This is a genomic window from Photorhabdus laumondii subsp. laumondii, from assembly GCF_003343245.1.
Lineage (GTDB): Bacteria > Pseudomonadota > Gammaproteobacteria > Enterobacterales > Enterobacteriaceae > Photorhabdus > Photorhabdus laumondii.
On sequence record NZ_CP024901.1, the window covers coordinates 5,378,925 to 5,392,397 of the forward strand.

10 protein-coding genes and 1 pseudogene are annotated in these 13,473 nt (G+C 44.8%); 7 read left to right on the top strand and 4 right to left on the bottom strand.

The features are described from left to right. Positions 1-48: 48 nt before the first annotated feature. A pseudogene (locus tag PluTT01m_RS23685) lies at positions 49-342 on the top strand (IS1-like element transposase); the annotation flags it as partial. Positions 343-540: 198 nt separating this feature from the next. On the opposite strand, the gene tnpA reads toward PluTT01m_RS23685, so the two are convergent. The 4 genes from tnpA to recQ all read right to left on the bottom strand — a co-directional run bounded on the left by tnpA (position 541) and on the right by recQ (position 4,859). Continuing rightward, positions 541-996: an IS200/IS605-like element ISPlu5 family transposase gene (gene tnpA, locus PluTT01m_RS23690; protein ID WP_011148688.1), complete on the bottom strand. Its 456-nt coding sequence runs from the start codon at positions 994-996 to the stop codon at positions 541-543. 200 nt (positions 997-1,196) lie between these two features. Next, entirely contained in the window at positions 1,197-1,997 is an 801-nt protein-coding gene (yigL, locus tag PluTT01m_RS23695; protein WP_011148689.1) for a sugar/pyridoxal phosphate phosphatase YigL, read from the bottom strand. 22 nt (positions 1,998-2,019) lie between these two features. Continuing rightward, a complete protein-coding gene (gene pldB, locus PluTT01m_RS23700; protein WP_011148690.1) occupies positions 2,020-3,018 on the bottom strand; it encodes a lysophospholipase L2 in 999 nt (332 codons plus the stop codon). 14 nt (positions 3,019-3,032) lie between these two features. After that, positions 3,033-4,859, bottom strand: coding sequence for an ATP-dependent DNA helicase RecQ (recQ, locus tag PluTT01m_RS23705; RefSeq protein ID WP_011148691.1), 1,827 nt, complete (start codon positions 4,857-4,859; stop codon positions 3,033-3,035). A 448-nt stretch (positions 4,860-5,307) separates the two neighbouring features. Here recQ and PluTT01m_RS23710 point away from each other — a divergent pair, with 448 nt between their 5' ends. From PluTT01m_RS23710 to PluTT01m_RS23735, 6 genes are all read left to right on the top strand, one after another. Further along, entirely contained in the window at positions 5,308-7,131 is a 1,824-nt protein-coding gene (locus PluTT01m_RS23710) for an IucA/IucC family protein (RefSeq protein WP_011148692.1), read from the top strand. Between the two features lie 50 nt (positions 7,132-7,181). Continuing rightward, on the top strand, positions 7,182-9,425 hold the full coding sequence (locus PluTT01m_RS23715; RefSeq protein ID WP_011148693.1) for a TonB-dependent siderophore receptor: 2,244 nt from the start codon (positions 7,182-7,184) through the stop codon (positions 9,423-9,425). A gap of 68 nt (positions 9,426-9,493) precedes the next feature. After that, positions 9,494-10,510, top strand: a complete 1,017-nt coding sequence (locus PluTT01m_RS23720) for an iron-siderophore ABC transporter substrate-binding protein (RefSeq protein ID WP_011148694.1) — start codon at positions 9,494-9,496, stop codon at positions 10,508-10,510. Then, positions 10,507-11,520: a FecCD family ABC transporter permease gene (locus PluTT01m_RS23725; protein WP_011148695.1), complete on the top strand. Its 1,014-nt coding sequence runs from the start codon at positions 10,507-10,509 to the stop codon at positions 11,518-11,520. The genes PluTT01m_RS23720 and PluTT01m_RS23725 overlap by 4 nt, the downstream gene beginning before the upstream one ends. After that, positions 11,507-12,565, top strand: a complete 1,059-nt coding sequence (locus tag PluTT01m_RS23730; protein ID WP_011148696.1) for a FecCD family ABC transporter permease — start codon at positions 11,507-11,509, stop codon at positions 12,563-12,565. The genes PluTT01m_RS23725 and PluTT01m_RS23730 overlap by 14 nt, the downstream gene beginning before the upstream one ends. Further along, positions 12,550-13,362, top strand: coding sequence for an ABC transporter ATP-binding protein (locus tag PluTT01m_RS23735; protein ID WP_011148697.1), 813 nt, complete (start codon positions 12,550-12,552; stop codon positions 13,360-13,362). The genes PluTT01m_RS23730 and PluTT01m_RS23735 overlap by 16 nt, the downstream gene beginning before the upstream one ends. The last annotated feature ends 111 nt before the right edge of the window (positions 13,363-13,473 follow it).

Genomic DNA, 13,473 nt, shown 5'->3' on the forward strand with positions numbered 1-13,473 from the left:
CGATTCTACCTTAATCGGGTGATGCCTCCGATCGGTTGAAGCGGTATGATGGGTGCTTTTGAGACTCAGCACTTCATAGCATCCATCACCGTTCACTGTCCTCGTTGCCACTCCGACCGCGCATATCGCCACGGTAAGACCCCTGCCGGTCACGTTCGCTATCGTTGCCCAGCCTGTCCCCATGTTTTTCAGCTCACCTACACCTATGAAGCTCGCAAACCTGGCGTCAAAGAGAAGATTGTCGATATAGCGTTCAACGGCTCGGGTGTCCGTGACACCGCTCGTGTCCTCAAGATTGGCATTAACACCGTCCTGCACGCCTTAAAAAAATCGCACCAAGGCAAGTAACTACCGATTGGAATGAAGATTTTACGAGCAGCTTTGAGCGATAAAATTTCTATGAATAACATACATCAAACAGCAAATCATAACCACCCGCATAGCGGGTGGTTTGCTCTAGCCCTATAAGGGCATATTACCGACTGCGCCTAAATGACGCCCTTTCTCTTCGTTCAAGCTAAGTGTCTTTGCTTCTTTGGCTTACCCCTTGAAGGGGTCTTCATGCTCTCGTGTACTTAACTTATCCTGCATTAAATCTGACTTTTCTTGCTCTCTGATGTATTTTCGGATTGTGGCTTCATTTAGCCCTACCGTACTCACGTAGTATCCTTCTGACCAAAACTTCCTATTGCCAAACTTGTATTTTAAATTGGCGTGCTTATCAAATATCATTAATGCGCTTTTACCTTTTAGATATCCCATAAAACTTGAAACACTTATTTTAGGTGGGATACTCACCAGTATATGGACGTGATCTGGCATGAGATGCCCTTCGATGATTTCTACTCCTTTATACTGACAAAGGTCTCGTAAAATCTCACCTATCCTCGAACGGATACGGGTAAAAATGACTTTTCGTCTGTATTTCGGCGAAAAGACGATGTGGTATTTGCACAGCCACTTTGTATGTGCTGAGCTTTGTGCTTTAATTCCCATAAACACCTTTCCTTATTTGAGTTACGTATATTAGCTTGAACATCTATATCGTAACGGAAAGGTGTTTTTCTTGGTATAACCCTTGATTTCCACCCGCATAGCGGGTGGTTTTATGTTTAAGAAGCTGACGCTACTTAAACTGGCTAAAGCCATAATAATCTGACAGCGCCAATAGCGCTGCAATTACCGTGGATAATAAATTAAACCCGATACATTTCGCACAAATAGTGGGGAACCGCATCATCAGCGTTTGAGCCAATCACTTCCATATCCGGCAAGATATCTTTCAAACGCTGGTGAGCATCCTGCATAATGCAGCCCTTACCTGCTACCGTCAGCATTTCAAAGTCATTCATGCCATCACCAAAAGCAATACAATCACTCAGTTTATAACCCATAGCTTGGGCTACCTGCTCAAGTGCATGACCTTTCGAAACACCACCCGCCATAACTTCCAGACAATTGCGCAACGAGAAACTTACATTAACGCTATCACCCCAACGCGCTTTGATTTTCTCTTCCAACGCAACCAATAGATCATGATCTTGGCAGGTAAAATAAACTTTACATACGTCATCGGTTTTAAAGTTGTCACGCTCAAAAAGTTGATAATGAAACACCGATTCCTGAAAAAACTCTTTCTGCTCAGGGCATTCACGATTCATATACCAGTGATCATGGCAATAATAATTCGTCAGAATATCAACGTTATCAAACTCCATTAGACACAAGTCATGCACAATCTCAGGATCAACATTGTGACTGAAAACCAGTTCTCCCATAGCATTGTGCACCCGCGCACCATTGGAAGTAATCATGTAGGCATCAATACCAAGAACATCTCGGATTTGCGCAACATCTACATGATGACGACCAGTAGCAAAAATAAAATGAATGCCTTTATTGGTCAGTAAATTAAGAGTTTCCTTGGTGTAAGAAGTTAATTTGTGATCAGGAGACAGCAAAGTGCCATCTAAATCTGAAGCAACAATGTGATACATAGTTATCATTCCTATAATTGAATCAATTCTGGTCAAAAAAATCACAAATGGCGTTGAGTGCCTGGCTACGTAATTTATCTTTTTCAAACAGGATCTCATGATGCGCCCCTTGAATAATCAAAGGTGAACGTTCTTTGATGAAAGCCCTCACTTTATTACGTGATTCACAAAAAGCCCGTAATCGGCAATTATTAACAACCTTATCTTCACTGGCTTTTAAAATTATCAATGGCGTCTCAATTTCTCCGGCTTTTTCTATCAGCATATCGCCAATCCAGATACTTTCCCGCACCCAACGATATGTCGGTCCCCCGATATGTAATTCCGGATAATCCGCGTAATAACGGAGGTAACGGCTATAACGTTCATAACTGTGTGTCAGAAGGTTTATCAAATAAGGCAACGGACGCCATTTCCCAGTAAATACCGCATAATGGTTGCGCATATCCGGCCGCTTTTCAGCCCGATTTACCAGGAAAGTTGCCAACCAACGTGGCATAGGAAAGTTAATACCAAACATAGGAGCACAAAGGGCTGCTGCATCAAATACCTGGCTGTGACGTAATAAAAATCCCCCTAATATTGCCGCTCCCATTGAATGAGCTAACGCATAACAATGAGAATAATGACGAGGAAGAATTTCTCTTTCTATTAATATTTCAACGTCATCAATATAATCATCAAATTTTTCTACATGCCCTTTTTGTGGATCTGCAAGTATCCTGCTGGATCGCCCCTGCCCACGATGATCAATAATAAAAATGTCGTAACCAAGGTGATAAAAATCAAATGCTACTTCCGAGTATTTGACATAACTTTCACTACGGCCAGGAAAGATAACAACCGCTCTATCATTTTTTATTGTTGTGCAAAAACGAACATAACGTATCAGTACATTATCGACGCCGATAAATTCACACTCTTCCCTAGCTTGCCAAAAATCTAACAGAGGCCCATTGGCAAAAACAGAGAACTGCACCTCACGATTGAACCAACTTTCTTTCAACATTTCTGGCGTCATAAGTTGCCCTCTGACTATCCAAACTCCTCTAGATGTTCACGAATTAAGGCCATAAAGACATTACCAAAACGTTCAAGTTTCCGTTGCCCTACCCCGTTGATTAATAACATTTCACCCTCCGTAACCGGGCATTGCTCTGCCATTTCAATCAGCGTGACATCGTTAAATACAACAAAAGGCGGGATATTTTCTTCGTCAGCAATAGATTTCCGTAATTTACGTAGCTTGGCAAATAGTTTGCGATCATAATTACCACTATACGATTTACTTTGCTGACTACGCCCTTTTAGATTCTGTATTCGTGGAACAGCCAGTTTTAGCGAAACTTCACCACGCAATATCGGACGTGCCGCTTCTGTTAATTGTAATGCAGAATAATTGGCAATGTTTTGACTGATAAAGCCTAAATGAATAAGCTGCCGCAATACACTCACCCAGTGTTCCTGACTTTGATCTTTACCAATACCATAAACCGGCAAATGATCATGTCTCATATCACGGATACGCTGATTATTCGCACCTCTGAGCACTTCAACAATATAGCCGATACCAAAGCGCTGCCCAACCCGGTAAATAGAAGAAAGCGCTTTTTGGGCATCCACCAAGCCATCATAATTTTTTGGTGGATCAAGGCAGATATCACAGTTACCGCAAGGGGTTTGTTTGCTTTCACCAAAATAGTTCAATAACACCAGACGGCGGCAAGTTTGCGCTTCGGCAAAAGCCCCCATTGCATTGAGCTTATGTCGCTCAATATCCTGCTGTGTGCCCACCTCTTTCTCTTCCAGACAACGGCGAAGCCATACCATATCCGCGGGATCATAAAACAGCACCGCTTCCGCCGGCAGACCATCACGCCCGGCACGCCCGGTCTCCTGATAATAGGATTCGATATTACGAGGAATATTAAAATGAACCACAAACCGAACATTGGGTTTATTAATTCCCATACCAAATGCCACGGTTGCCACCACCACCTGTAAATCATCACGTTGAAATGCATCCTGCACCCGCGCACGTTGACTGTTATCCAACCCGGCATGGTATGGCGCAACACTCAAGCCACGTTTTTGTAAACGCTCTGATATCTCTTCAACTCTGCTGCGGCTGTTGCAGTACACAATGCCACTTTTACCTTTCTGACCGCGAATAAATAGCCACAGTTGATCTAATGGTTTGTATTTTTCTATCAAGGTATAACGGATATTGGGACGGTCAAAACTGCTGATATGGATAAGTGGATTATTAAGATTCAGTAGTCGGACAATATCATTGCGAGTCGTTTCATCAGCGGTGGCCGTCAACGCAATGACAGGTAATGTCGGAAAGCGTTGCCTGAGCTGCCCCAATGCCCGGTATTCCGGCCGGAAATCATGGCCCCATTGTGAAATACAGTGGGCTTCATCCACAGCCAACATGGCTGGTTGCCATTCCAGAAGTTGCTCAAGGAAGTTATCCATCATCAAACGCTCAGGGGCGATATACAGCAATTTAATCATGCCCTGACGGCAACGCCGGATCACATCAATCTGTTGTTCACGGGCCTGAGTTGAATTCAAGCAATCTGCCGCAACGCCATTTGCCCGCAGTTGATCCACCTGATCTTTCATTAAAGAGATCAACGGGGAAACAACCAAAGTTACCCCTTCCTGTACCAGTGCCGGAATTTGGTAACATAATGATTTACCGCCACCAGTCGGCATAATGACCAGACAGTCACGCCCTTCAAGAATGGTATCGATAACTTGTTGCTGACCAGAACGGAATTGCAAGTAACCAAAGGTTTTCCGCAATACCTGTTCTGCCAGTGATATCGTATTAATGACCTCTGCGGTAGACACGCTTTTCCTCAACCATATTAAAAAATCATAGACGCCATGCAAAACGCCTGAGCATTATGCTATCTCACTCTCGAAATAATTACAGCATGTCATTGAACATCATCTCGGTATAAACGCAGATTTTGTTAAACGTTATAGCCGCTCAAAAATTCTTCCCCAATTCATCTTACTCATCCCAATGCAGCGCCATAACACCACATTTTTGCCTGCTATTTAAACAAAACTAGAGTAAATCCTTACACTTACACAGTTGTTAATGATAATAATTTGTATTAATGTTATCAAAATTGAATACCCCAAAAGTCACCTGTCTAAGAGAACCGGAATGAATACCTGGAAAAGGATGCTTATATTCGAAAATTTCAGAATTAAGCGTACCGATTTGTTTCCAGTGTATAACGACTATGTTGGATGTGATTTTTGATTATGAATAGGGATTGTTATCACCATGAGTTCACTGCATATTAACTCCGATAATCACACTCTGCATCTCAACGCAGAGAACTGGCTCTATGCCAATCGCCATCTGGTGACAAAAATATTACGTGAGCTATGTCACGAAAAATTAATTAACCCTACCTATCATGGACAACAGCAATATTCTCTGACAATAGGTGACTACCAATACCATTTTCAAGCAGAAACTTATCAGCTCGATCATATTGATATTGATGCCGCTTCCGTAACCAAACTCAGGGATAATCAATCTCAGCCACTTGATGCTATTCAACTGATTATTGAGTTGCATCCGCTGTTGGAAATCCCGGAAAAAATGCTGCCGATTTATCTCGACGAGATATCCAGTACGCTCTACGGTCACGCTTTTAAATATCAGTACAACCGACTTACAGCCCAAGATTTAGCTTATGCCGATTATCAAGTCGTTGAAACGACAATGAGTGAAGGCCATCCAGTCTTTATTGCCAATAATGGCCGAATTGGTTTTGATGCCGATGATTATCAGCGTTATGCACCTGAAAGCGCTAGCCCCGTGACTTTAATCTGGATTGCGGTACATAAGGATAAAGCTATTTTCTCTGCACTATCCGATCTTTCATACCAACAATTAATAGAAGAAGAATTGGGGAAATATCTGCCAGCCCAATTTGAACGCCACCTTAATATGTTGGGATTATGCCCGTCAGATTATTATCTGATGCCTCTCCACCCTTGGCAGTGGCAGCACCGTATTGCGATCAGCTTTGCAGCAGATATTGCCAATAATCATATTGTTTATCTTGGAGAAGGGCATGATCGTTACCTTGCTCAGCAATCTATCCGCACTTTCTTCAACATTACTCAACCGAAGAAGAACTACGTTAAGACCGCCCTATCCGTGCTCAACATGGGCTTTATGCGTGGGCTCGATCCACACAGCATGGTCACAACCCCATCAGTCAATGAGTGGCTCAGCAACTTAGTCCATAATGACAGTTTCTTCCAACAGAAGGGTTTTACCGTATTACGGGAACGTGCTGCTCTCGGTTATTTCAATAACTACTTTGAATCAGCCATTAAGAAGGACAGCCCACATAAGAAAATGTTGTCAGCACTGTGGCGCGAAAGCCCAATGACGCTGTTGCAGGATAACCAACGCTTGATGACAATGGCTTCGTTGCTGCATGTCGATTATCAAGGTCATTCCGTCGTCGCAGCTTTGGTAAAGAGTTCTGGTTTAGATGCAGAAGAGTGGATATCACGTTATCTCGATGCTTACCTCTCGCCATTACTGCGCTCTTTCTTCACCTATGATCTGGTATTTATGCCACATGGCGAAAATCTGATGTTGGTATTGGATAATAACAGCCCAACAAACATGTTGATGAAAGATATTGGTGAAGAAATCGCTATTTTGAATGGTGATCTCCAATTGCCTGAAGAGATTAATTTCCTGCACGTCACTATCGAAGACGATATGAAAATTAACTATATCTTCCTTGATATTTTCGATTGTTTCTTCCGCTACCTGATTCCGCTGTTGCAAAAAGATCTTAATCTACCCGAAGAGCGTTTCTGGCTACTGGTTGCACGCTGTGTCCATAATTACCAATCACAACATCTGCATCAGATTGAAAAATTCCGCCAGTTCGATCTGTTTAAGCGGGAATTTATTCGTACCTGTCTGAACCGTCTGCAAATGGCAAACAATCAACAGATGATCGACCTCGACGATCGCGAAAAGAATCTCAAATTCGCCGGAACCTTAGTTAACCCGCTGTACGCTTTACGCCATGAATACTCGGTTATTCTTCATCAAGCCGAACAGCAATAAATAAAAATATCAACATAGATAAATACCAAAAGATTTAATTTGGGGATGGAATGAATAATAAGAAAGTGATGTATCCGTTTTTGCAAAAGGATTCCATGATTAAAAAAACAACTCTTGCAATGACTATACAGTTAGTATTAATGGGAAATAGCTATGCAATCGCGGAAAGTGCACAGAATAAGAGCGATAAAACCGCTGCCCAAAATGACAAGATACTCGTCACCGCTTCACGACCAGAACATGAAGGGGTGACCGAAGACACCGGCATGTACAATACCACGTCGATGGTCACCGCCACCGGTCTAAACCTCTCGGCGCGTGAAACGCCACAGACCGTCAGTGTCGTGACCAAACAACGGATGCTTGACGAAAATCTGGACAGTGTTAATCGCGTCATCGATAGCACAACGGGTATGAACGTACGCCAGTTTGATAGTGATCGTTTCGGGTTTACTTCTCGTGGCATGTCTATCAATAACATCCTGCGTGATGGGGTTGCGACCTACTACGACACTCGCTTTAACTATGGTGACAATCTTTTGGATGCTGACCTGCTTGATCGTATCGAAGTGGTACGTGGAGCAGCCGGTTTGATGGTTGGCCCAGGCAATCCTTCGGCAGCCGTTAACCTGATTCGTAAACGTCCAACCCGCGATTTCCGTGGTGAATTCTCTGCCGGAGCAGGTTCTTGGGATAAATGGCGCACTGGCCTTGATCTCTCTGGCCCATTAAATGACAGCGGCAACCTACGTGGACGTTTCGTTACAGCCTATCAAGCGGCTAACTCTTTTATTGATCGCAATAACAACGAAAGATACCCGTTCTATGGCGTTCTTGAAGCGGATTTGACAGAAAATACCTTGCTGACTATAGGCGTGGATTATCAACGTAATCACACCCGTGGCGGTATGTTTGGTGGTTTGCCGATCTACTTTGCAAACGGCAGCAAAACAGACTATAAACGCAGCGACAGCTATGCACCTGATTGGGCTTTTTCAAAAGTTCGGACCTTCTCTACCTTTACCAGCCTGCAACATAACTTTGACAACGGCTGGAGTGTAAAAGGCACCTTTACTTATGATAATAGCGCTCTGGACCAAAAAGTCCTGTGGGCAACAAGTTTTCCTAACCGTAGCACCAATATTGGTATGGTGCCAGGTAACATGACACTCATCGATGGCAGCCGTCGCCAGAAGAACTACGATCTACAAGTGAACGGTGACTACCGGTTGTTTAACCGTACACATCATGTCAGCTTCGGCTTAAACCATCAGCAACAGGATTTCCAAAACGATTACTTCAACGCAACCTGTATGCTTACACGTCCAAATAGCTGTCCAGGAATAGGTGACTTCACCTCTCCTGGCTGGCAATATCCTGAACCAGAGTGGAGTAATACGCGAACTTATGGCTCGAAAGGCCGTAATGAACAGACCTCAGGTTATGCAGTCACTCAGATTTCTCTGGCAGATCCATTGACCTTGATCCTTGGTGGTCGAGTAACCAGTTGGCAAACACGTGGTGATAATTTCAATACTCCACAAAATGCCAGCTACAGTGACGAATTTGTTCCTTACGGTGGACTTATCTACAACATTACTCAAGACTTGTCGGTTTACACCAGTTATACCGAAATATTCAACCCGGAAAACCAACGTGACCGCAATAACAAATTACTTGCCCCAGTGTCTGGACAAAACTATGAAGTGGGCCTAAAAGGTGTTGCCTTCGATAACAGTCTCGATTATTCACTGGCAGTCTTTGAAATCCGTCAAGATAACCTGCCATTAGTGGATAACAATGCCCCGAGACTACCAGATCTCTCCATTCCTCGTTATACAGTGGATGGCACCAAAACTCGCGGGTTCGAAGCAGAAATCAGTGGTCAACTGACAGATAACTGGCGTCTTTATACTGGTTACACGCAATTCCGGGCAACAGATCCTAATGGTGTGCGAATCAATGCCAATACGCCAAACAGGCTGTTTAAGCTGTTTACCACCTACACCTTGCCAGGTGCGATGAGCAATCTGACCATTGGTGGTGGTGTTAACTGGCAGGATAAAACCTGGTTGACCGTTGATGGGCCTGGAAAAACATCAATGCAAGCGGAACAAAACAGCTTTGCTGTGGTGAACCTGATGAGCCGTTATCAATTCACACCGGATCTCTCTTTGACGGTTAACCTGAATAACGTCTTTGATAAGACCTACTACACCCAGTTCGGCCAATATTCTCAGTATTACTATGGCGCACCTCGCAACATTGAAGCGATCTTGCGTTATAAGTTCTGAGTTTAAAGTCATAATGACACTGCGGACGGCAAACCTTATGTTTCTATTTATTTGAAGGAAAGCAAACAATGAAATTGAAGCGTTGCAAAGGGTTTGCCGTACCGTTGATGCTGTTGGTCAGCCTGTTGGCTGGCTGTGATAAGCCAGCCAGCACAAACAATGCACCGTCAGATAAGCCCGGCTATCCTAAAGAAATAACTACCGCCTTGGGTACCGCGGTGATTCCACATCAACCCCAACGTGTTGTTGCCTTGGGTGCAGGAGCGGAAGATATCGTACTGGATCTTGGCATCGTCCCTGTCGGTATCGAATCCCACCGTTGGGGCGGGGATGAACAGGGCTATCTACCGTGGTTTAAACAAGCGATACAACAGCGTGGCGAGACTTTGCCAACTGTGATAGAGATGTACCCTGAATTAGACATTGAGAAGGTTATTAGTCTTAAGCCTGATCTGATTGTGGCAACCCAATCAGGCCTCACCCAAGAAATTTATGACCATTTATCATATTTCGCCCCAGTGATCGCTTATCCATCTGCCCCTTGGCTCACGACACCACAACAGCAGATTGAATTAATTGCTCGTGCGCTAGATAAACAGCCGCAAGGAGAGCAACTCGCTACTGAACTGAATGTCATATTGCGCGAATCAGGTAATACCATCCCGCATATCAGTGGCTACACTTTCGCCTATATCAAAGCGGGTATCAGCAGTAACATGCTATCGGTATACGTTAGAGGTGATCCTCGTGTCGATACTTTAATACACCTCGGTTTGACGCTACTGCCATCAGTCAGCACATTAGCCGATCCCTTCGGCAGTTTCGCCGCTAATATAGGACTGGAAAATGCCGATTATCTTAATGGCGCGGATATCTTAGTAACTTGGTTCAATAATGAACAAGAACGTAAGGCAGTGGAAGCACAACCACTGTTTCAATCTATCCGTGCCGTACACCTGGGAGGTTATATCCCACTAACTGACCAATCATTGGTCGTTGCCATGTCTTACGGTACACCGCTCAGCTTACGCTGGGGTTTATCACAATTTATGCCCGTGCTGGCAGAGGCAATTAAATCATCATGACAAATCCTAAACGGCGGTTTGTACTGCTACTTGGCTTAGGTCTCATGATACTGCTGACCTTCATTTGTATTATTGCCAGCCTGAGTCTGGGCGCAAAAATGTTACCATTATCAACTATATGGCATCACTATTGGTTAGGTGACAGTGGTAGCTATAGCGATCTGGTCATCAATGCCCGCAAACCACGTACGTTAATTGGCATCATGGCCGGCGCAGCACTCGCGCTTTCCGGTGCTGTAACTCAAGGATTGCTACGTAATCCATTAGCCGAACCGGGTTTACTGGGCGTTAACGCCGGCGCTGCTGCGGTGGTCGTCAGTTTCTCTTTCATACCCATACTGAATGAACTTCCACGTTTCTGGACAGCATTTATTGGCGCAAGTCTAGCTACATTGCTGTTCTACCTGCTCAGTGGAGGACAACGTAATAGCAATCCAGCACGCATGGTATTGACCGGCGCTGCCATTAACGCCTGCCTATTTGCTTTTGTGCAAGGCATTGTATTAATGAATGCCCATGTATTGGATAGCTACCGCTTCTGGACCATTGGATCGCTTAGCGCAATGTCTCTGGCAGAAGCGAGTTCGCTGATACCCTATCTGTTATTTGCCTTAATATTGACCCTTTCACTCAGCTCCTCCCTGAATGTGATGGTGTTTGGTGAAGACATTGCCACCTCACTTGGTGCCAATGTTGCCCGCACCCGCGTGTTGTCGCTTATTACTGCGACCATGCTGGCGGCAGTGGCTACCGCTATGGCAGGCCCTATTGCCTTTATTGGCTTAGCGGCCCCCCACTTGATGCGGGCTTTAGTTGGCAGCGATTTCCGCTGGCTACTACCCTATTGCCTGTTCGCCGGGCCTTGCCTGTTGCTCACTTCCGATATACTGGCACGGTTGGTGATAGCCCCCGGGGAGATCATGGTGGGGATTATCACCGCAGGAATCGGTGGACCGTTGCTCTATCTGGTTATTAAAACCTATCGTGGAGTTAATTATGTCGCAGATTAACCTATCCAGACCGGCAAAAATTCGAACCTTCATGTTGGGAACTGCTGTCTTTCTTGTACCTCCACAACGGACCCAAAGAGCCATCTTATTGATATTGTTACTGCTCTCAGTGCTGTTTTATCTCTCTCTCGCACTGGGTAAGCAAGGTATCGATAATCCCTGGCTAGCAACCTCAACTCCTTATCAAGAATTTATTCTCATACAGCTACGTTTACCCCGCGCATTAGTGGCTATCGGAGCGGGCGCAACACTGGCACTCTCAGGTTCACTTTTTCAACTGACAACCCGTAACGCACTCGGTAGCCCCGATATTATCGGCGTTAATGCCGGCGCTGCTGCTGGCATAGTCGCCACACTGATCATCTGGCCTGGCGTACTGCCGATCCCTTTAGGTGCGCTGCTAGGAGCCAGCTTTGCCGTGCTGTTGGTATACACCGGAAACATTAGTCGCTCTGGGCAGATGCAGACAACCAGAATTGTCATCTCCGGGATTGCTATCGCCGCCCTCTGTATGGCATTTGTTAATTTCGCTATCTCGAATGTGCGTCTTGAGCAAGCACAGCAACTCGCTTCGCTGCTGCACGGTAGCCTCGCCAGCCGAGGTTGGCAAGATGTTGGGTTAATTTATGGAACGTCACTGTTCATCCCCTTTCTACTCTGGTTAGGACGGCAATTAAACTACGTCAATCTGGGCTATGAAGTTGCTAATACGCTCGGTGTACCAGTACGTATCATTCAGCTTATGAGTTTGTCACTGGCGGTCATACTGGCCTCAATGGCGGTACTGGTTGTCGGGCCAGTGGCTTTTATCGCACTTTCTGCTCCACAAATCGCCCGCCGCTTGGTACGGGCCAAAGGCACTGCGCTGTTCTGCTCAGCACTGGTGGGAGCATTACTACTGCTCGCTTCCGATTTAATTACTTTGCTACTTCCTACTTCGGCACGTCTGCCAATAGGCGTTATCACCGCAGGGGTAGGCGGTGTCTATTTGATGTATTTGCTGTACGCTGAATTAAGGAGAACAAAGTCATGTCATCCGATGTGAATTCCTCAACCACCACCTCACGACTAACAGCCCAAGCACTTTCGCTAGCATACGGCAAGAAAACGATTGTTGAGTGTCTGAATATTTCTATTCGTGATGGTGAATTCAGCGTCATCATTGGCCCAAATGGTTGTGGAAAATCGACACTACTACGCGCCATTAGCCGAGGTATAACGCCACAGCACGGTGAAATTCTGCTTGATGGGAACAATATTCAACATTACAAACCGAAAACGGTAGCACGTGAGCTATCTCTGCTAACACAAGGGGCAATCATCACCGAAGCGTTGACCGTATACGATTTGGTTTCACGTGGACGTTACGCTCATCAATCCTTTTTACGACAGTGGTCAGCAGAAGATGAACGAGCAGTTAACGACGCGTTACATGCGGTCGAACTCCAGGAGATGTCGCAACAGTTAGTGAGTGAACTTTCCGGTGGTCAGCGCCAACGCGCCTGGTTTGCTATGACATTGGCACAACAAACACCCATTGTACTGTTAGATGAGCCAACCACTTATCTGGACATCACTCATCAGATTGAAATGCTCGATCTTTGCCAACGTTTACATTTACAGGGAAAAACGTTGGTGCTGGTACTGCACGATATTAACCTGGCACTACGTTACGCTTCACATTTAATTATGATGAAGAATGGCAAAATTTACGCCGAAGGTGTGCCAGAAGAGATTATCAACGAACAGAGTATCGCCGATGTGTTTGGTCTCCCTTGCCGTATTATTTGCGATCCAGAATCAGGTAAGCCATTGATTATTCCAAAATATAATCCCATCTGAATCGTGAATGAGCGGCTTATGATGCTGTATTGACAAGCAATTATAGGTGGCCAAAAGATTTACCACTTGATAATGACAATGATAATAATAATAATTATCATAATTATATTT